This window comes from Alcaligenes sp. EGD-AK7, assembly GCF_000465875.3.
GTDB lineage: Bacteria > Pseudomonadota > Gammaproteobacteria > Burkholderiales > Burkholderiaceae_B > Alcaligenes > Alcaligenes phenolicus.
In genome coordinates, this window is the sequence record NZ_AVOG02000001.1 from 1,203,547 (window position 1) to 1,223,975 (window position 20,429).

19 protein-coding genes are annotated in these 20,429 nt (G+C 57.7%); 3 read left to right on the top strand and 16 right to left on the bottom strand.

Going from position 1 to position 20,429, the window contains the following annotated elements; genetic code table 11:
* Window positions 1-36 precede the first annotated feature (36 nt).
* The 14 genes from N879_RS05675 to flgB all read right to left on the bottom strand — a co-directional run bounded on the left by N879_RS05675 (window position 37) and on the right by flgB (window position 14,176).
* On the bottom strand, window positions 37-1,743 hold the full coding sequence (locus tag N879_RS05675) for a methyl-accepting chemotaxis protein (protein WP_009458096.1): 1,707 nt from the start codon (window positions 1,741-1,743) through the stop codon (window positions 37-39).
* A gap of 21 nt (window positions 1,744-1,764) precedes the next feature.
* A complete protein-coding gene (locus tag N879_RS05680; protein ID WP_009458098.1) occupies window positions 1,765-2,202 on the bottom strand; it encodes a hypothetical protein in 438 nt (145 codons plus the stop codon).
* Window positions 2,202-3,626 carry a methyl-accepting chemotaxis protein gene (locus N879_RS05685; protein ID WP_279630676.1) on the bottom strand — a complete coding sequence of 475 codons (1,425 nt, stop codon included), beginning with the start codon at window positions 3,624-3,626 and terminating at the stop codon, window positions 2,202-2,204. The genes N879_RS05680 and N879_RS05685 overlap by 1 nt, the downstream gene beginning before the upstream one ends.
* A 68-nt stretch (window positions 3,627-3,694) precedes the next feature.
* Window positions 3,695-4,912, bottom strand: a complete 1,218-nt coding sequence (flgL, locus tag N879_RS05690) for a flagellar hook-associated protein FlgL (protein ID WP_009458102.1) — start codon at window positions 4,910-4,912, stop codon at window positions 3,695-3,697.
* Between the two features lie 35 nt (window positions 4,913-4,947).
* Window positions 4,948-6,663: a flagellar hook-associated protein FlgK gene (gene flgK / locus N879_RS05695; RefSeq protein WP_009458104.1), complete on the bottom strand. Its 1,716-nt coding sequence runs from the start codon at window positions 6,661-6,663 to the stop codon at window positions 4,948-4,950.
* Between the two features lie 105 nt (window positions 6,664-6,768).
* Complete coding sequence (flgJ, locus tag N879_RS05700; protein ID WP_009458106.1) at window positions 6,769-7,734, bottom strand: flagellar assembly peptidoglycan hydrolase FlgJ; 966 nt, start codon at window positions 7,732-7,734, stop codon at window positions 6,769-6,771.
* The gene (locus N879_RS05705) at window positions 7,734-8,864 is read right to left on the bottom strand and encodes a flagellar basal body P-ring protein FlgI (protein ID WP_009458108.1); all 1,131 of its coding nucleotides are present in this window, start codon (window positions 8,862-8,864) and stop codon (window positions 7,734-7,736) included. Before N879_RS05705 ends, flgJ begins: the two co-directional genes overlap by 1 nt.
* A gap of 26 nt (window positions 8,865-8,890) precedes the next feature.
* On the bottom strand, window positions 8,891-9,577 hold the full coding sequence (locus N879_RS05710; protein WP_009458110.1) for a flagellar basal body L-ring protein FlgH: 687 nt from the start codon (window positions 9,575-9,577) through the stop codon (window positions 8,891-8,893).
* 19 nt (window positions 9,578-9,596) lie between these two features.
* Window positions 9,597-10,382 carry a flagellar basal-body rod protein FlgG gene (flgG, locus tag N879_RS05715; protein WP_021446824.1) on the bottom strand — a complete coding sequence of 262 codons (786 nt, stop codon included), beginning with the start codon at window positions 10,380-10,382 and terminating at the stop codon, window positions 9,597-9,599.
* Window positions 10,383-10,426: 44 nt separating this feature from the next.
* Window positions 10,427-11,176: a flagellar basal-body rod protein FlgF gene (gene flgF / locus N879_RS05720; RefSeq protein WP_009458114.1), complete on the bottom strand. Its 750-nt coding sequence runs from the start codon at window positions 11,174-11,176 to the stop codon at window positions 10,427-10,429.
* Between the two features lie 8 nt (window positions 11,177-11,184).
* The gene (locus N879_RS05725) at window positions 11,185-12,573 is read right to left on the bottom strand and encodes a flagellar hook protein FlgE (protein ID WP_009458116.1); all 1,389 of its coding nucleotides are present in this window, start codon (window positions 12,571-12,573) and stop codon (window positions 11,185-11,187) included.
* Between the two features lie 54 nt (window positions 12,574-12,627).
* The gene (locus tag N879_RS05730) at window positions 12,628-13,320 is read right to left on the bottom strand and encodes a flagellar hook capping FlgD N-terminal domain-containing protein (RefSeq protein ID WP_009458118.1); all 693 of its coding nucleotides are present in this window, start codon (window positions 13,318-13,320) and stop codon (window positions 12,628-12,630) included.
* Between the two features lie 22 nt (window positions 13,321-13,342).
* Window positions 13,343-13,747: a flagellar basal body rod protein FlgC gene (gene flgC / locus N879_RS05735; protein WP_009458120.1), complete on the bottom strand. Its 405-nt coding sequence runs from the start codon at window positions 13,745-13,747 to the stop codon at window positions 13,343-13,345.
* 12 nt (window positions 13,748-13,759) lie between these two features.
* Window positions 13,760-14,176, bottom strand: a complete 417-nt coding sequence (gene flgB / locus N879_RS05740; RefSeq protein WP_009458122.1) for a flagellar basal body rod protein FlgB — start codon at window positions 14,174-14,176, stop codon at window positions 13,760-13,762.
* A gap of 175 nt (window positions 14,177-14,351) precedes the next feature.
* Between flgB and flgA the strand changes: the two genes are divergently transcribed.
* The 3 genes from flgA (at window position 14,352) to flgN (ending at window position 15,897) form a co-directional block, all read left to right on the top strand.
* Window positions 14,352-15,056 (top strand): flagellar basal body P-ring formation chaperone FlgA, encoded by a 705-nt coding sequence (flgA, locus tag N879_RS05745; protein WP_021446825.1) that lies wholly within the window; start codon window positions 14,352-14,354, stop codon window positions 15,054-15,056.
* 84 nt (window positions 15,057-15,140) lie between these two features.
* Window positions 15,141-15,431, top strand: a complete 291-nt coding sequence (flgM, locus tag N879_RS05750) for a flagellar biosynthesis anti-sigma factor FlgM (protein ID WP_021446826.1) — start codon at window positions 15,141-15,143, stop codon at window positions 15,429-15,431.
* A 16-nt stretch (window positions 15,432-15,447) separates the two neighbouring features.
* Window positions 15,448-15,897, top strand: coding sequence for a flagellar export chaperone FlgN (gene flgN / locus N879_RS05755; RefSeq protein ID WP_009458127.1), 450 nt, complete (start codon window positions 15,448-15,450; stop codon window positions 15,895-15,897).
* A 74-nt stretch (window positions 15,898-15,971) separates the two neighbouring features.
* Here flgN and flhF read toward each other — a convergent pair whose 3' ends face one another.
* Together flhF and flhA are read right to left on the bottom strand one after the other, a co-directional pair.
* On the bottom strand, window positions 15,972-18,320 hold the full coding sequence (gene flhF, locus N879_RS05760; RefSeq protein WP_009458128.1) for a flagellar biosynthesis protein FlhF: 2,349 nt from the start codon (window positions 18,318-18,320) through the stop codon (window positions 15,972-15,974).
* Window positions 18,317-20,428: a flagellar biosynthesis protein FlhA gene (gene flhA, locus N879_RS05765; protein WP_021446828.1), complete on the bottom strand. Its 2,112-nt coding sequence runs from the start codon at window positions 20,426-20,428 to the stop codon at window positions 18,317-18,319. Before flhA ends, flhF begins: the two co-directional genes overlap by 4 nt.
* Window position 20,429: the final 1 nt, after the last annotated feature.

A 20,429-nucleotide genomic window follows, 5' to 3' on the forward strand; every position in this document is an offset into this window, starting at 1 on the left:
ACTATAGGCATGCGCCTGTTTTTCCCCTCAAAGCGCTTAACGCAAACGATCGTAGTCACGCTCGGCCATATCGATGACATCACCTTCCTGGACCTTGAATTGGGAGACCGCCTCGGCCAGGGTCTCGGATTGAGACTGCAAAGAGCCTGCTGCCGCAGCCGCCTCTTCCACCAGCGAGGCATTTTGCTGCACCACAGCATCCATTTGTGCCACGGCAGTATTGATCTGTTCGATACCCGCCGTTTGCTCTTGAGAGGCCGAGGAAATCTCGCTCATCAAGGTGGTCACGCTATTTACCGCGCGCACCACTTCCTGAATAATGTCGCCCGCGCTGGCCACTTGCTGTGTACCGGTCTGGACTTCATTTTGCGAGGCTTCAATCAGGCCCTTGATTTCCTTGGCTGCTTGCGCGCTGCGCTGCGCCAGGCTGCGTACTTCGCCCGCTACCACCGCAAAGCCCTTGCCCTGCTCACCGGCACGGGCGGCTTCCACGGCGGCGTTCAAAGCCAGAATATTGGTTTGGAAAGCAATACCGTCAATCACGTTAACGATGTCTGCCACTTGGCCGGAACGCGCAGAAATCTGGTTCATGGTATTGACCACGGCACCGACCGACTCGCCACCCTGGCGAGCAACCTTGGCGGCGTTATGAGCCAGCTGGTCTGCCTGATGAGCATTGTCTGCGTTCTGACGCACCGTGCTGGCCAATTCTTCCAGACTGGCCGCCGTTTCCTGCAAGGCGGCGGCTTGTTGTTCGGTACGGGAACTCAAGTCAGTATTGCCTGCAAAAATCTGCGAGGAACCCGAAGCAATTTCGTCCACACCTTGGCGAACGGTCAGCACAATGCCTTGCAAGCTTTGCTGCATGCGGCGCATGGCATCATACAAAACACCGACTTCATTGGCCGAACGATAGGTAATCTTCTTGGTCAGATCGCCATTGGCAATATGGTCAAAATGCACACCGGCTTCACGCAGGGGAGCCAAAGCGGTACGGCCCAGCACCAGGCGCAGCGCCACAATAATGGCCAAGCCAATCAGCAAGCCCAAACCAATCGCGCTATTGGCAACACGGGTTTGCAATTGAGCTTGCTCCAGCAACAGATCCGTCTGATCGTTGTAGAACTTGCTCAACTCTTCAATACGGAACTGGAAAGTGGCCGCACGCAGCACACCAAAACCTTCGCTGACGAAGTAAAAAGTGCTGTAGTCGCGTGTCTCCAGGGCCTGAACCATAGGCTCGATACCATCGTCCAGATACGCCTGATAGGAAGCCACCAAACCCATGGCCAGTCGGCGCAGCTCCGGTTCGGTAGGCATATTGGCACGGATATCTGCAAAGGCCTTGCGTACCTCATCCAGCTTCTGGTTGGCCATAATCACCAGATTGTCTGCACTTTGCAGCATATTGGCGTCGTTATCGATGCCAGCTTCCTGATAAAAGCGCGCTGCGCTCATCAAGCTAAGGCGCGCTTCCATCATATTGTTATTGAGCTGCAGAACCTGTGCGGAACGATCTGCCTGACGATTGATGGTACGCAGCGCATCGCCGCTTTGCTGCAGGTAGTAAGCCGCCAGGCCGCCCACGGCCACAATCAGGACCATGAACAAGCCCATGCAGATCATCAGCATGGTGCTGATCTTCAGGCCCGAAGCAGACTTCAGACTGGGGCGAAATGATTTTGAGGAACGACGTTTAGAAGCGCGGGACGCGGACGGAAGACTGCTTTCAATACCCAGCATTTGCTAAATCCAAAGAAAACTCTAGTGGCTGACCGGCAAGATGGTGATCATGTCCGTGCCAGGGTGCTCAATCGTGACCGAGCCTGTCGTGGTACTACGCGCTTGCTCGCGATACATGGAAGGAATATGACTGCGTTTGACCACTTGCTGGAAACGCCCCTGGGCATCAAATTGAAGCCACAGTTCCTGTCGAAAATAGACCGCATCCGTTGCCAGGGTTGTGCCCTGGAACCACACGGCCATTTCACTGCCATCGAGCTGTCGGTAGACCTGATGAGGACGACCTTGCAAGGACAGCTCGGCATCGGCACGAGTACTTTGGCCCAGGATCAGATCATTCAACCCCGAGGCCTTGAAGGAGGATCCCTGGGTGGCGCACGCAACCAGGGTCAGCAAGCACAAGCCTATCAGCGTCTTACGTCCCAGCCCGACCCAGGTACTCAGTCGGGTGCGAGACATTAAAACTCCTCCCAATCATCATCCGAAGCAGCGCTGCTGCTTTTGCTCAGGTCCGGGCGCAGCAGGCGCTGGCTATCGTCCTGGGCAGCGGTAGTCTTGGCGGCCGGTGCAGCCTTGGCAGGTGCCGACAAGCCTTTGGTGGGGGGGCTGGCTTTGGTGGCCGCGGCACTGCCGTTCAAGGCGGGGCTACGACGGTGTTCTGTTTCAGAGGAAGCAGCGGCCACACTGCGGCGGTTGGCCACACGGCGCGCGCTGACGTCAATGACTTCCGTACCGGGCGAACGGAAGAAAGCGATGGCCTGGTTGACCTTGGTCACCTGCTCGCTCAGGCCAGAGGATGCCAGAGCGGCCTGCTCCACCAGACGGGCGTTGTACTGCGTTGTTTCATCCATTTGCGAGACTGCGCGATTCACCTGATCAATCCCGGAGGACTGTTCAATCGTGGCAGCGGTAATCTCACCCATGATGTCGGTCACGCGACGCACGGAGTCCACAATTTCCTGCATGGTGGCGCCGGCACGTTCCACTTGCGAGGAACCTTCCGTCACTTTGCGTACCGAGTCCTCGATCAAGGCGGTAATTTCACGCGCGGCCTGGGCACTGCGCTGAGCCAGGGCTCGCACCTCGGCGGCCACCACCGCAAAACCCTTACCCTGCTCCCCTGCACGAGCTGCTTCCACAGCCGCGTTCAGAGCCAGAATATTGGTCTGGAACGCAATGCTGTCGATCACGCCCACAATGTCGGAAATCTTGTTGGAGCTGGCCGAAATGCCTTGCATGGTTGCAACCACTTCATTGACGGCACTACCACCACGATGAGCCACATCCGATGCCGTGGCGGCCAACTGGTTGGCTTGCTGGGCGTTGTCCGCGTTCTGGCGAACAGTGCCGGCCAACTGCTCCATGCTGGCAGCGGTCTGCTGCAAGGAAGCGGCCTGCTCTTCGGTACGGCTGCTGATATTGGTATTGCCCTGGGCAATTTCCTGCGCACCGGCATGGATCTCTTCCAGGCCCAGACGTACCGTCGTGGTGGTCTTGACCAGGGATTCCTGCATGCGGCCCAGCGACTCGAACAGATCACCGATTTCATTGGCGGTCAGCACGCGAATACGTTGAGTCAGATCGCCTTTGGCAATTGCATCAAAGTACGCGGCAAAGTCGCCCAAGGGACGCACCACACGGCGGAAGAAGTAGCTGATCGCGGCCAGGCCCAGCAGCACGGCCAGCACCAGCACAACGGTCAGGACGATATTGAACGTGCTCTGCTGCTCTTGCAGGGTGCGCAAGACTTTGTCGCCCGAACCCAGGGCCAGCAGGCCATGAAAGTAATACAGCGCCCAACCTGCCATGGCCACTGTCAATGCCATCAGAGCAGCAATACAAAAGGTCATGCCGACCTTTAGACTCAAATTCTTAAAAAGCATAGAAGATTCCCGCACGTGGTGCTTGACTGCCGGTTTAAGGAAAAACCACCCAAAAAAGGAACGCAGGCTTAGCGATTCATATTGAACAAGCTCATGCTCTGAATCGTCTGGAACGCCATGGCCGACATTTCCAGCGCAGCCTTGCGCAACTCCAGATCGGTGGAAGCCTGAAAAATATTCAGATCCTCCAGACGCGAGAGTTCATTGGTGTAGTTCAAAGCACGAGCCGCGCCGTTGGCGCTCAAGGCATCAATTTCGTTCATGCGCGTACCCACCGAGGAAATCACGGTCTGCACGTTATCGAAGTTTTCCCCGATACGTTGCATGGCCGAGTTCATCGTGTTGCGGAACTCTGCCTGCCCAGCGGGATCGCCACTGACAGGTTTACGCAGGGCCTCAACCACCGATTGCAAGGTGTTGAACATGTTCATGTCTGCCGAGCTGGTGCTGTCTACCGAACTGACCTCGAAACTGTCACCGACGGCAGGCTTGCCTTCGATCTGGACGCTGACGCCACCGGGCAAATTAATGCGCTGGCGCTCGTTCTCGTCCAGTACGCCCTGGCTGACAACCGCGCCATTCACTTCGATGTCGTACTCGGTTTCCGAAGTAAAGCGGATGGTGTAATGGGCTTGGGCACCGGCCAGCGAGGAGTTGCCATTAGGCGCACTGACTACAGCCGAGCCCGTATTGGCATTGGCCTGGGTGAAATAGGCGGTCGAGCCGGGATTGGCGCGCTCGAAAATGGTGCGGCCATGATCGGCCGAATCCATTTGACGAGTTTGCTCAACCTGAATATTGCGGCTGTTGGTGTCGCCCGTGTAGCTGAAGGTATTGCCCGTACGCTCGAAGGCCTGTGTCGTGCCCTTGGCACCGGAGAACAGGTATTGCCCCGAACCATCCTTGGTATTGGCAAAGCCAAACAGAGTATCCAGAGCACTTTCCACCACCGTGGCCAAGGTGCTGCGGTCCGCGTCGGACATGGTGCCGGTAGAGGCTTCCACCAGACGGGTCTGCACGCCTTGCAACTGCAGGTTGACGGCATTGAGCAGGTTTTCTTCCTCACCCAGGGCACGCATGGCCACTTCACGGTTTTCACCGTAACGCTTGTCCATGGCCTGGGACTGGGCCAGATTAATGGTCTGGGCCGAGGCCAGCGGATCATCCGATGGGGTGATCATGCGCTTTTGCGAACCCATTTGCTGAAAAACCCGCATCAGATCGGACTGCTGCTTGTTGATCGAAGTCAGGCCCGTCTGAAAGAAAAGAGAAGAACTAATACGCATAGCAAGGTTCCAATTTCAAGACTAAAGAGCCGTACTCAACTACGCAGGCCTAAAAGGGTGTCAAACATCTGGGAGCTGACGTCAATCAGACGGGCAGCGGCCTGATACTGCTCCTGATAACGCTGGAGCATGATGTATTCCTCGTCCTTGTTCACGCCGGACAAGGTTTGCTGAGCGGCATAGTTTTGCTCGATCAGCTTTAACTGGGCTTTGGCCGCCGTGCCGTTTTGCTGCGTTTGCACCGCAATACGGTTCACGATCTGACCAAAAGAATCGTTCAGGCTCAAGGAGCCGTCGGCCAGCACCTTGCTATTGCGCAAGTCCGCCAATTTCTGGGCGATGGCACCGTTAGCCGAACCGGTATCTTTATCAGCTGCAGCAATATCCTGTGGACGCTTGATCTCCACCTGCAAGCTGCTGCCTGCATTGACGGTGGGCTGCAGCAACCAGGAGTCGCCATCCTGAGATTGGGTCTTCAAGCCGGAGACATCAATTTCCAGACCATCCACCCGGGTAATGCCACCGTTCTTGTCCGGACCGTTCAAGGGGGTAACGTCGTTGCTGCTCAAGTTACGCAGCTGGAAACGACCATCCACGCGCTCGATGCGGTAGTTGTCGCCCGTCAGCTTGTCGACTGGCTGGGTGTAGCCCTTGCTGGGATCAGCCGGATCAACAGGGTCTTTGTAGAAAGACACACCAGGCACACCGCTGCTGACCGGGTTATTGCCATTGGCAATCACTTTCGGGCCGCTGACGCTGAACATGTCTTTGCCCGCCTCACCCTTCAGGTCCACACCTTGACGGTGAATATCGTTCACCGTGTGAGCCAGACCCACAGCCAAACGCCCCAGCGCATTGATAGCCGGCTCCAGGCTTTCCTGACGGAACTGCAACAAGCCCCCCAAGGTGCCGCCTTTAATGGTGCCCTCGCGGAACTCGGACACCACCATCTTGCCGTCCACATTCAGTGCGGAGGTAAAGCCGACCACCATACGCTCGGGGTTTTCAGCCGAACGCACGGCGTGCAAGGGGTAAATACTTTCGCCACCCAGCAGCATCTGGCCGCCAGCGGTGGTGATGCTCATCCGTCCATCCTGCTCGACGGTACGCACATCAATCAGCTGCCCCAGCTCGGACACCAGCTGTTCGCGCTGGTCCAGCAAGTCATTGGGTTCGTGACCGGGCGTGGTGCCTTTGGCAGCAACGATCTGTTTGTTGACGTTATCAATCCGTTCCAGATAGCTGTTGATCTGGGTAACGGTGGTACCGACCTGGGTATTGATGTTCTCGTTGACGCGGTTCATGTAGGATGTCGCGTCACGAATCTGGGTAGCCAGGCTTTCTGCACGGCCCAGCAGTTCCTGGCGAGCCGAAGGATCCGCAGGTTGCGATGCCACGGCTTCCAGACCATTGAAAAAGTTTTGCAAGGCGGGGCTGACGCCGACCGTGCGGTCCGAGAACAGATTGTCCAGCTGGGCAATTTCCGTACCGTAGCTAACCAGAGCCGCACCGGTAGTTTGCGAGCGCACCAACTGCTGATACAGAAAGTTGTCGTAGGAGCGCTGAACGGTAACCACCTGCACGCCACGGCCGTAATAGCCATTGCCGCTTCCTACCGAGCCAGCCGTCTCAACCAGGACCGATTGGCGGTTATAGCCAGCGGTATCGATATTATTAATATTGTGGCCCGTCACCTGCATGCGCTTTTGAGCGGCAAACAAGCCGGTAATACCAAGGTTGGCGAGATTCATATCAAATCCTTTCTGTCCTGCCCGGCCCGTAGTGTCCAAGGCGAAAAATGAACATGCTGCTTTTTAACGACCACCTTGGTGCAATATTTAGACCTGTATCAATAATTAAGACTTGCCGCCATCAAAGTAGGCCATGATGGAGATCAGCTTTTTGGCGTAGGAGGGGTCAGTGGCGTAGCCCGCTTCCTGAATGCGTTGCGCCGCTTCTTGAGGCGAAGCCGCTTGTTTTACACTTTCATAGCGTTTGTTATTACCGATCAGGCGCGCGTAGTCCGCAAACGACTCGGCATAGGAGTCATAAGCACGGAAGGTCTGCGTCATTTTGCGCGCCACGCCGTTCTGATATTCCGTCGTCATGACCTCTACCGTTTTACCTTTCCAGGACGGTGTGGCCTTGATACCAAACAGGTTATGGCTGGTGGAGCCATCTGCGTGCATGATTTCACGCTTGCCCCAGCCCGACTCCAGCGCTGCCTGGCTCAAGATCAGTTGGGCCGGGACGCCACTGTCCTCGGCAGCCACTTTGGCGGCCGTGTTCATGCGGTCCACAAACTGACGAATATGATTGGGCGCACCCTGAATCGCGGAGTACACGCGCTGCACCGTATTGTTATTGCTGAGCTTGTCGATCAGCTCGGCAATCGATGCTGCATCAATGGAACGGTCATTAGGCATGCGCGAACGCAAATCCGCCCGACGCGAAGAGGCCGCTTCCGGATCATGGGACGCGACACCAAATGGCTCGCTGTTCTGCCCGCTCATCTGGGCCTGCAAGGCTTTGGCCAAACCAATGCCGGGGTCAGCCAGCTGCATGGCCAGTTGCTCATCACCCAGACTTTGTGCCATGCGCACCGACTGCGTATCAAACAGGCCGCCTTCGGGATTGGCTGCCCGTGCCTGCTTCAAAATATTTTGAATGAACAGGGACTCGAACTGACGCGCCACTTGCAGCTGAGTGGCCTGATTCTGACCGTCCTGCCCGGCTTGCCGACGCAGTTGGGCCAGTTGCTGCGGGTCAAAAATCGAAACCTGCGTTCCCGTGCCCGGACGTGGGAAGTACTGCACCGTCATTAGATGATCTCCAAATCGGCCCGCAAAGCGCCCGCGCTTTTCAGGTTCTGCAAGATGGACAACAAGTCTTGAGGGGTGGCACCCAAAGCGTTCAAAGCGCGCACCACATCGGCCAGATTGGCACTGGTCTTCACGCGTTGCAGGGAGCCGCTATCACTGCGCATTTCAATCTGGGTGCTGTCAGCCACTACGGTCTGACCACCACCAAAAGGAGTATCCGGCTGGCTGACCTGCGGTTGACGGCTGATGACCACGGACAGATTGCCGTAGGCAATGGCGGCTTCATCAATCGTGACCGTGCGGTTCATGACCACCGAACCCGTACGAGCATTGATCACCACGCGGGCACGTGCCGGTGGCAGATTCACTTGCAGGTTTTCAACATGCGAAATAAAGGCGGTTTGAGCCTGGGGGTCCAAGGGACCGCGCACCTGAATCAAGCGACCATCCAGCGCTGTTGCAGTTGAAGGGCCGAACTGCTTGTTCAGGGCCGCCACCACGTTCTGGGCTGTACCGAAATCCGAGGAATTCATTTCCAGATTGATCACGCCATCCCGAGCGTAAGTCGTGGGTACGCTCTGCTCAACCGTTGCGCCGCCTGGAATGGTGCCGCCATTGAGCTGGTTGACCTGGACGCTGGAACCACCTGCTTCGGCCCCTGCCCCACCCACCAGCAAGTTGCCTTGGGCAATGGCATAGACCTGACCGTTCGCACCTTTCAAGGGCGTCATCAACAAGGTCCCGCCACGCAAACTCTTGGCATTACCCATGGAGGACACGACCACATCCACGGCCTGACCAGGACGGGCAAAGGCGGGTAAACGGGCCGTCACCATGACAGCCGCCACGTTCTTGAGCTGCATATTGCTGCCCTGGGGAATGGTCACCCCCAACTGGGACAGCATATTGGTCAAGCTTTGCTGGGTGAAAGGAGCCTGACGCACCTGGTCACCGCTGCCATCCAGACCCACGACCAGACCGTAGCCGATCAGCGGGTTGTCTCGCACGCCCTGAATGGATGCCAGATCCTTGATACGCTCGGCCTGACTGACCGGAGCCAGCAACAGGCCCGCCGCCAGCATGGCTGCCTGCAGCACATGGCGACAAGAAGAAAAACGAGTACGACTCATGGAAAACGCCATAGCAAGCAAAAGGCTCAGAACGGAGAAATATTCAGGAAAAAACGCTGTAGCCAACCCATGGTCTGGACTTCGTCCATCACCCCTTTGCTACGAAACTCGATACGGGCATCGGCCACCTGGGTGGAGGACACCGTATTGCTGCCAGTAATGGAGCGTGGGTCCACCACACCAGAAAAGCGGATGTGCTCGCTGCCACGGTTAATGGCGATCTGCTTCTCACCGGCCACCTGCAAATTGCCGTTAGGCAAAACGCCGACCACGGTCGTCGTCAAGGTGCCGCTAAAGGTATTGTCGGCACGGCTGGAACCTTTGCCCTGGGCCTTGTTCGAGCCACTGACTTCAAAGTTCTGCTTGCTACCCACTTCGTTAGGCAGGAAAGCTGGAACGCCGGTAAAGTCCAGACCACCGCTTCCGGTCCGATCCGTATTGGTCGAGACATTCTTGGCCGCGTTGGTCCGCTCCTGGATCATGATCGTGACAATGTCGCCCACATTACGTGGTCGTCTGTCTTCAAACAGCGGATAGTTACCGTAAGCCGAGGGCTGGTAGATAGAGCCATTGGCCACCACGGCGGCAGGCACCGCCGGTGGCGGGGCCGCCGTCAGGGGGCCGGTTACCACATCTTCAGGGGGCACCAGCGCACAACCGGACAGGGCTACAAGCGCACACAAGGCAAGACGGCTCATCAGAGCTTGGAACATTGTCACGATCTCTTTAGATTTACAGCTGTGTCAGGCGAGCCAGCATCTGGTCAGCCGTGGAAACGGCCTTGCTGTTGATTTCGTAGGCACGCTGGGTGCTGATCATATTGACCAGTTCCTCGGCCACATTGACGTTGGAGGTTTCGTTGTACTTGTGCATGACCAGACCAGCACCGTCCATGCCAGGTTGCAGGAAGTTGGCGGCACCCGAGGCATCGGTTTCGATGTACAAGTTCTCGCCCATACTTTGCAGACCGGCCGGATTCACGAAGGTGCTCAATTGCAATTGGCCCACTTCCACACTCGTACCGGCTGCACCAGGCTGAGTGACCGACACGGTGCCATCACGGCCAATCGTCAGTTCCAGCGCGTTATCAGGGATATTGATGGGGGGCTGAATGGGATAACCGCCAGCAGTCACCAACTGACCATTCTGGTCACGCTGCAAGCTACCGTCACGTGTATAGGCAAACGTGCCGTCCGGCATTTCCACCTGCAGGAAACCGCTACCCTGAATCGCGATATCCATATTGTGGCCCGTGTGCTTCATGTCACCTTGGGTATGAATACGCTCGGTGGCTACGGTGCGCACACCGGTGCCAACCTGCAAGCCAGTAGGCAACTGGTTGGCAGCACCGACTTGAGCGCCAGGCTGACGAATGGTTTGGTACATCAAGTCCTCAAACACCGCACGGGTACGTTTGAAGCCGGTGGTATTCACGTTGGCCAAGTTATTGGAGATAACGTCCATATTGGTCTGCTGGGCTTCCAGACCGGTCTTGGCAATCCACAGAGAGCGAATCATGTGTGTGTAATCCTTGCAGCTAACGCCTGCGCAATCAGCGCGGCTTAGCCATTAAAAGAAAGTAGGGAGTTGGCCCGATCTTCGCGTGCGCTGGCGTCCTGGATGACCTTCATCTGGGTTTCAAAGCGGCGCGCATTGGCAATCATGGCCACCATCGCTTCAGCCGGGTTCACATTGCTTTTCTCGATAAAGCCCGAAACCATGCGTACCGACGGATCAGCCGGGGCCGGCGCCCCATTGCTCATGCGAAACAAACCATCCTGCCCCCGCAACAAATCAGCAGAAGGGGGATTGACCATCTTCAATTGACCCATCACCTGGATATCGCGTGGGTTGTCACCCGCACCCAGCGCGGTCAACTGACCGTCGCTGGAGAACGTGATCGATCCGCGATCCGGGATTTCAATGACCTGCCCATCGGCACTGAGCACGGGCAAGCCACCTTGTGTCACCAGCTGGTTCTGGGCATTGACCACCAGATCGCCTGCCCGCGTATAGGCTTCCTGACCATCCAGCGCACGGACGGCAAACCAGCCCTCGCCCGCAATGGCCACATCCAGCGCATTGCCGGTCTCGGCCATGGCGCCAGGTTGAAAACGGCTGCCAGGCGTCACCGTGGCCGTGCCTACGCGGGTTTGCGAACCCACATCGCTTGTGACGGGTACGGAACGGTAATACGCCAGCTGCTGGCGAAAACCGGACGTGTTCACGTTGGCCAGGTTGTTGGTAATGACGTCTTGTTGCTCCAGCGTGCGCTGGGCGCCATTCATGGCGGTGTAAATCAGGCGATCCATGACAGCTCTTAACGCAGGTTGACCAGGGTTTGCAGAACCTGATCCTGCGTTTTGATGGTCTGGGCATTCGCCTGGTAGGTACGCTGGGCAATAATCATATTGACCAGTTCCTGACCCATATCCACGTTGGAATCTTCCACCGCCTGACCCTTGATCGTGGCCAAGCCGTTCTCGCCGGGACGACCCAGGATAGGCTGGCCCGATGCGCCGGTTTCAGCCCAGGCGTTACCGCCTACAGGGCTCAGACCTTGCAGGTTGCTGAAGTCAGCCAGAACAAGGGAACCCAGACGCTGCGTTACACCGTTGGTGTAGGAGGCAATCATGGTGCCGTCCTTGTCGATGCTCATGCCAGCGTACTCACCCGTGGCGTAACCATCCTGGTAAGGCTTGCCCTTGGCAAACTCGCCACCGAACTGGGTGGTGCCGGTGTAACGCACATCAAACACCAGATCATCCGCTGGCGACGCATTGCCGCCCGGATTGGCCAGGGTCAGATTGACGGTAGCCGGATTGGGGCTGGTCATCACGCCTGCACCGTTAAAGGTCAAGGTCGCGCTGGCAGGCGACAAGGGCGTGCTGCCTTCCATGTAATACACGTCCCACACACTCTCACCGGCCGCATTGGCGGGGCGCTTGACGAAGTATTGGGAAACCTCGTGGCTGTTACCCAGCGAATCGTAGACAGAGTAGCTGAATGCGTTGCTGTAAGTGGTGGGGTCTTTGGGATCAAACACATTGACCGCAACGGTTTCCATGTCTGGTTCCATCACGGGCTCCATGACGGGGTTACCGCTGCCATCCAGAACGGGATCACCATTACCGTCCAGCTTGGGAGTCATTTCAGGATTACCGTTGGCATCCAGTTTGGGCTTGAATACCAGATCACCGTTGGCATCAACTTTTTGCTGCGTCTTTGTCGTTGGAATTGCTTCGGCACCGCCGGGCAGGTTGGGCTTGAAATCCAGGGCTGTCGTGGCTTTGGGAGGCACGTTGGCCGAAGGCACTTGCAAGCGCTCCAGCTGGCTACCACCTGGGCCGTAACCGGTCAGGTAATGACCTTGGGCGTTAACCAGATAGCCCGCCTTGTCCGGATAGAACTGGCCATTGCGCGAGAACAGGACAGCGCCGTTACTTTGCTCCAGGCGGAACAAACCGTTTGCACCGTCAATCGCCATGTCGAACTGATTACCCGAGTTGCTGACGTTACCTACCGAGAAACGCTGGCTGACCCGCGATACCTGCACACCCAGACCGATGCGCGAGTTGGCATACACGTCCGCAAACTGCACGGTCGAGGCCTTGTAGCCCACCGTGCCCGAGTTGGCGATGTTGTTACCAATAGAATCCAGGTTTTGGGAGGCGGCGTTCAAGCCACTCAATCCTTGTCCGAAGCTCATGAACTTTCCTTTTAATGTCGTGTTGGCCCAGCCCGCTGTTGGGGCAAGCGGCGCTTACATGATTTTGCGTATATCCAGCAGGGAGAACGAACCCGCCAGGCCAAGGTCCAGCATCAAGCCGCTGGAGGTGTAAGCCACGCTATCGACCTTGCCATGCGTCAATGGGCTGGCTGTGACGGCCGTGCCGTCATTACTGGCCAATACACTGACGGTGTACGAACCGTCGGCCAGCGGTGAACCATCGTTATCCAGGCCGTCCCACTCCAGCGAGTACACGCCCGCGTCTTTGGCGCCCAGATCGTATTCACGAACCACTTTGCCGCTGCTGTCCTTGATCTGAACCACGGTCGAAGTCGCTCCGCTGACCAGATCAATGCCGTAGGGCATGGCCACTTTTTCGCCATCCTGGCTGGTCCCCAGAGACACTTTCGAGCCCGGCACCAGCACTTGCTTGCCGATCAGATTGGCGGCCTGCATGGACTGGCTGACGTCCATTTGCCCGGCCACAGCCAGCAAGGTGTTATTCAATTGCTGAATCCCCGCCACCGTGGACATTTGCGCCATCTGGGTCGTGACCTGGGCGTTATCCATGGGGTTGAGCGGATCCTGATTACGCAGCTGCGTAATCAGCATGGTCAGAAAGCGGTCTTCCGTTTCCGCCATGGCGCTTTTGTTGCGGGCATCCACACCAGCCATGGCCCCTGCGGTGGGGTCCAGGGCGGTGCGATCGTTATTGACTGTGCTCATGTTCTATCTTCCGTAAACCGGCTTACTGGCCAATGGTCAAGGTGCGCAACATCAGGTTCTTGGAGGTGTTCACCACTTCCACATTGGCCTGATAAGAGCGCGACGCGGCCAGCATATTGACGGTCTCGGCCACCACATCCACATTGGGCAGAGTCACATAGCCTTGTTCGTCGGCGTAGGGATTGCCGGGGTCATATTGCAAACGGCCGGGCGCATCACTTTCCTGCACGCCCACCACTTGCACGCCACCCACGGGGCTGTTGCCCTGAGGAGTCATTTGAAACACCACTTGGCGGGCCTTGTAGGGCTGGCCATCGGGTCCAACCACGCTATCGGCGTTAGCCAGGTTGCTGGCCGACACGTTCAAGCGCTGCGATTGTGCCGTCAGAGCAGAACCGGCAATCTGGAAAATACTGAAACTGGACATGAAGACTCGCTATTACTGTTGCAAGGCCGCCATCAAGCCTTTCAAGCGCTGGGAAGCCAGGTTGATCGTGCTTTGATAGTGCAAGGTGTTATCGGCAAATTGCATGCGCTCCACATCCATCTCGACCGTGTTGCCGTCCAGAGAAGGTTGTACAGGAACGCGATAGAGCAACTCGTCCGTGCTGGGCGGACGGGTTGCCTGGGCGGGAATATGACGGGCCGAGGTCAAGGACAAACTGGTATTGGGCAATGCCATCTGGCCCTGCCCCCCTAAAGCGGCCTTCAAGGTGGCCGTAAAGTCCATATCCCTGGCCTTGTAGTTAGGCGTGTCGGCATTGGCAATATTGGAGGCCAGCACCTCCTGGCGCTCCTGGCGCACAGCCAGGGCCGTCTGGTAAAACTTCAGGTGCTCACCGATGCGATCAATCATGGAGTCAAGCCAATATTCTGTGTTCAAGTTTGAGATCCAGGTGAACGCGCGCACGCCTTTTCACCGCTATAACAGAATGGTAGCCAGAGGCACTGCTTCACAAATCAGGGAACAAAACGCAATTTATCGGCCAGTTCAGCTCTTGACCTGGCGACTGAGTCCGTAAAATTCAGTCATGACCTTATATAGACTCCTGATCTGCGTATGCCTGTTCGCCCTGGGTGCAACAGCGAACGTGCGCGCTCAAGAGAGCGTTCAGGCGCTGAGCGTGCAAGCCATGCAGGACCAGGCGCAGGACTATCTGCTCAAGCTGGCGCAAATGTATCCCGGTATCGCCACGATCACCCTGGACAGCGCGCGCCTGAACGCCATGCCTGCCTGCACCCAGAACCAGATATTTCTGCCCAGCGGTCAACGCCTGCGATCGCGCATGAGTATTGGCGTGCGCTGCCTGAGCCCACAAAGCTGGAGCACCTCCATCAGCGCCACCTTGTCTATTCAGGGACACTATTACGTCACCAACCGCCGCATCAATCCGGGCGAGACCATCAATCAGGACGATCTGCTTGAGCGCGAGGGGGATTTGCTGGCTCTGGCCAATGGCGTGGTCATTGATCCCAACCAGATCATCGGGTATGTCGCCAGCCAGCGTATTCCTTTGGGCAATGCGATACGGGCTTCGGCTCTACGCGACCCGCAGTCGGTAACACGCGGCCAGATGGTGCGCACCATTGCGCGCGGTATGGGTTTTGTAGCGACCGGCGAGGGCCAGGCGCTGCAAAGCGGCTCACCAGGCACCCAGATTCAGATCAAGGCCAGTTCGGGGCAAGTGATTTCAGCCACGGTACTGGATGCATCCACGGTTCAGGTCGTTCTCTAAACTAAATCGGATGAGCATGCTAAAGTTTGCGTCCAGAGCGCCGTTACAAGATCAACGCAAAGAACAGGCCGCACGGAGAAACACGTGAAGATCAGCCCCTCCCCCCTCAAGACACCCCTTGCTGAAACGTCTGCCGCAGAGCGCAGCACGGCATCCCCTCGTGCGCGCCACGCGTACAACAACAGCAGCAGCACCAACGAAGTGGACTTCAGCGCTGCAGCCCGCCAGCTCAATTCCCTGCAAGACAGCAGTGCCGATGTCGACATGAAAAAAGTCGAGGCCTTGCGCAAGGCCATTGCAGCCGGCGAGCTCAAAATTGACACCAGTCGGATCGCCGACTCCCTGATTGCCTCTGTGCGCGATCTTCTCAAGTAACTCACCTGAAACGGCCATGTCTTTGCAAACCTGTCTTGCCGATCAACGCCAAACCCTGCTGGACTTCGAGCAGCTACTGGCAGAAGAAAACACCCTGCTGCTGCGCAGCTTCGAGCCACAAGAACTGGCCCAGATCACCCTGCGCAAATATCAGCTGGTTGAACGTATCGAGCAACAGGACCAGGCTCGCGCCCAGCTCCTGCAAGCACGTGAACTGGAAAACAACCTCCAGGGCCTGCGCTACGCGGCTGAAGAAGACGAACTGGAAGAAGAACTAGAACAGTTGATCGAGCTGAGCGAGAAGGTGCGCAACGCCAGCGACAACAACCGCATTTTGGTGGATACCTTTTTGGTCGACACCCAGCAAAACCTGGACGCCCTGGAAGCCTTCACGGGTCGCAATACCTTTTACGACGCGTCCGGCAAAACGCAGAATACGCAGTCTTCCTTGAGCTTGAAGGTTTAGGGCCAAGCCAAAGCTGCGCTCTGACAGACATAAAAAAGCCTGTCACACGGCAGGCTTTTTCAATCTTGCTGAATTTAGCTCATCGCTTCCTTCAACACCAGCATCTTTACCAGCGCATCAACCGCGTGGCTGGACTTCAGCCCCGGTTTGCCCAGCAAGCGTGCGCTAAGTTGTCGCACACCCAGATTGTCCGGTGCCTGCAGCAAATCCCAGGCGGCCAGCGTCAATTGGGCGGCGGCCAGCAAGTTGAGTTCTTCTTCAAACTCGGAATTGCTGGTAGGCAAAATGCCACGCACAGTGCTTAGCAAGCGCGCCATTTCCTGCACTTCGCTACGCAGCATCATGTAGCAGGCCAGACTGGCCGGGGCGATAGCCTCGGAGCCTGCACGTTGGTGCACCAAGGCAAAACGGGTTTTCAACACTTTGCCGTCGTGACGACGCACGGTGCGCAGGATGATCAGGTCCAGATGCACAGGCTCGGCATTGCGTTGTCGCAACTGCACCGGCTCGACGGCGTACCACAGGGCGATTTCACCCTGCTTGGCGCGGCCCAACGTTTCCAGATGCAATCGTGCTGCCAGATCAGGAATCGCGTGAAAGGCCAGCTGTTTGCCAAGGGCATTAGGCGTGGTCTTGCCGTCCTTGTGCCACAAGGAAGTCGCACCCGGAATCAGGGCCAGCCAGTCGGCTTCCATATCAGCCCATTGACGCCACATGGTGGGCGAACCACCTTCAAAAATATGCAGCAAGTTTACCGGTTGGGCCTGGGCATTCAAGACCTGCATGGCCTGGTTCAGTGCCTGTGTCGGGCCCGGCCGTTCCATGCTGCGCACGCCCCGTACATCCGACCATTGGGAGGGCGTTTGGCGTTGATAATACGGCACGCTCAAGGCCTGGCCCTTAGGACTGAACAGGAAACTGAACGAGCATTGCTCCTGGCTACCGGCAAGCTGATGATCGGCATGGATCACCAGCAAGCGGGACACATTGCCCTCACTGACTTCCTGACACGCGGCACGCATCAGGCCTTCGGCACGCTGTGCCGCCGCCCCGTCCTGAACAGGGGCATTTTGCGCATGCAGATCGCGCCAGAAATCGTAGGCTTCCGCGCAGGCCAGACGCTCGTCCAGGTCGGCGGCTGCACGACGGGCCTGCTCCAGGGCGATAGGGCCACCCGCAGAGGCAGCCGACAACAGACGCGGCAAGACACGCGCACGGCGTTCTTCTTCAGCCTGTTGCTCCTGGGCGGACTGGCCACCGCTTTCCAGCAAGGCCGCCAGATCACCGGAACTGGGCGCGTACAAGGGACGCTGGTTCCCGCGCACCTGCAAGGCAGAATCGACCAGTTCGGCGGCACTCATGAAACGCAAATCCTCGGGCACTTTCTGGCCGTTGGACACGTAATGAATAGGCAGCTTGAAGCGAATGGCCGTATCCAGCGGGCCACCCAGCTTGATCGCCTCGTCCACTTTGGAGATGATGCAACCGCTTAGCGGTGTGCCACCATCTTGCGTGTAGCTGCGGGCGACCTCATCCAAGGTATCGCCCTGGCTGGCGGCGTTCAGGACCAGCAAGCGTTGCACCCGGCGTCCGGCACTGGCCAGCAATGCAGCTTGTTCTCGCACATAACGGTCGCGCTGGCTGATGCCCATATTGTCGATCAGGATCACCTGATCGGGCCGCACACCCAGCATCACGCTACGCAGTTGCGCCACGTCCTGAACGATATGCACGGCTACCCGCATCAGGTCGCCATAAATTTTCAGTTGCTCGTGCGCACCGATCCGATAGGTGTCAGTCGTCAGCAGAACGACCTTATCGGGACCAAAACGACGCACGGCACGCGCAGCCAGTTTGGCCAGCGTGGTGGTCTTGCCCACACCCGTGGGGCCCACTAGAGCCAAGGCCAAGCCGGGCTGCCACAAGGAGTCCTCGGAACGCAGCACCGGCAAATGGGTTTCCAGCTCGGTCCGCACCCATTGCAAGGCCGCCCGCGCGCCCAGCTCTTCAGGCAGGCGCTTGAGCATGGCACGCAACAAGGCAGTACTGAAGCCTTGCGATAAAAGACTCTGAAATAGATTCACCGCTACAGGCGAGCGCCGCATCTGGTGACTCCAGACCAGATCATCCATGCGGCCTTCCAGGGCACCACGCAATGCCCCAATCGCACCCATCACATTGTCGGCAGCGGGCGGCGGGGCCATTTCCTGCTGACGTATCCCCGCGGCTTGATGCGGCGCACTGCTGGGCATGGGCGCACGTTCGGTGGCGCCCCCCGGTACCGAGCTGGAGTCGGTAGCCAGAATCTCAACGCCGCCATTGACACGACGGTTGGACACAATCAAGGCATCGGGGCCCAAAGCGATGCGCACCTGACGCATGGCTTCCCGGCTGGTACTACCAAAAAAGCGACTTATATTCATTCAGACTGACCAATAATGGTGGTGACCCGAAGGATGCGTTCTTCAGGGATTTCAGCGTTGGACAAGACACCCAGTTGTGGGATGTGGTGACGCAAGAAACGCGACAAGGTGGCCCGCAAAACAGGCGGCACAACCAGCACGGGCGGATCCCCATGTTCCTCCTGGAACTGGGCCGCACGCATGGCATCGGTCAGTACCGACTCGGCCAGACCTGGTTCCAGCGCACCACTGCTGGTCAGCGCCTGCGTCATGACCCGCTCCAGACGGGCATCCAGACCAATCACACGCAATTCGCCCTCGCCAGGGAACCACTGCTGCACAATAGCGCGTCCCAAGGCCACGCGCAGAACCGCAAGCAATTCGCCAGCCTCCTGGCCGGGCTGAACCGCGCCGGGAGCCAGAATGCGCGGTGCGTGTTCAGCCAGCGTTTCCACAATGCTACGCATATCGCGAATCGGCACATCTTCAGCCAACAGACCACGCAAGACCTTGAGCAAGAGGCTGAGGGACAAGGTTTGCGGTACAAAATCTTCGACCAGCTTGGGCGCTTCGCGGCCCACGTGATCCAGCAATTGCTGCACTTCCTGACGGCCCAGCAAATCGGCCCCGTGGCGATGCAGCAAGTGATTGATATGCGTGGCAATCACCGTGCTGGCATCCACCACGGTGTAGCCCGCGATCTGGGCCTGCTCGCGCATGCTGACATCCACCCACACGGCGGGCAGGCCAAAGGCCGGGTCCGTGGTAGGTGTGCCGGGCAGCTTCATGGTGACGCCACCGGGATCAATGGCCAGCCACTGCCCTGGCGTGGCGGTACCCCGGCCAATTTCCACCCCGGCCAACAGGATGCGATAGTCGTTGGGCTTGAGCTCCAGATTGTCCCGAATATGAACCACAGGCGGCAAAAAGCCCACTTCCTGTGCGAACTTTTTACGCAAGCTGCGGATACGATGCAGCAGCTCGCCGTTTTGCGCATGGTCCACCAAAGAGATCAGGCGATAACCCACTTCCAGACCCAGCGGGTCCACCATGGACACATCATTCCAGCTGGCTTCACTGGCGGCAGAATCGGCTGCGGCCAGGACTTCATCATTGGGTTCGCTGGCTTGCTGCTGCTGCTCGAGCTGATGCTTTTGCATCATCCAGGCTCCAGCACCCAATATCGCGGCCAGCAGCAGGAACACCAGATTGGGCATGCCGGGAATCAAACCCATCAAACCCAGAATACCGGCGGTGATGTACAGCACCATGGGATTGCGGAAAAGCTGGCTGACCATTTGCTGGCCCACGTCTTCATCCGTCGCCACTCGCGACACCACCACACCGGCGGCAGTAGAAATGATCAGGGCTGGAATCTGGGCGACCAGGCCGTCACCAATGGTCAGCAAGGTGTAAACGCGACCGGCTTCCGAAAAAGACAAGTCATGCTGCAGGACACCAATAATCAGACCGCCAATCACGTTGATGACCATGATCAGCAAGCCCGCCACCGCGTCCCCGCGCACGAACTTGCTGGCACCGTCCATGGAGCCGTAAAACTCGGCTTCCTGCGAAACCTCGGTACGGCGACGACGGGCATCGTCTTCGCCAATCAGGCCAGCGTTCAAGTCGGCATCAATGGCCATCTGCTTGCCCGGCAAGGCGTCCAGGGTAAAGCGTGCCCCCACTTCCGCAATACGGCCAGCACCCTTGGTAATCACCACAAAGTTGATGATGACCAGAATCACGAACACGATCAGACCAACGGCAAAGTTACCGCCCACCAGAAAGTGGCCAAAAGCTTCAATCACCTGACCGGCAGCATCCGGACCTTTGTGGCCGTTCATCAGTACCACTCGCGTCGAGGCCACGTTCAGAGAAAGGCGCAATAGGGTGGCAAACAACAGCACTGCCGGGAAAGCGGCAAAATCCAGCGGCTTTTTGGTGAACATGGCCACCAGCAGGATCATGACGGCCAGGGCGATGTTAAAGGTAAACAGCAGGTCCAGCAGAAACGGTGGCAAGGGCAGAATCATCATGGCCATGACCATGAGGATCAGCACCGGACCGGCTAAAAGCCGGGCGTGTTGACCACCGTTTTGTTTCAGTAAGGCAAAAAAATTGTTCATT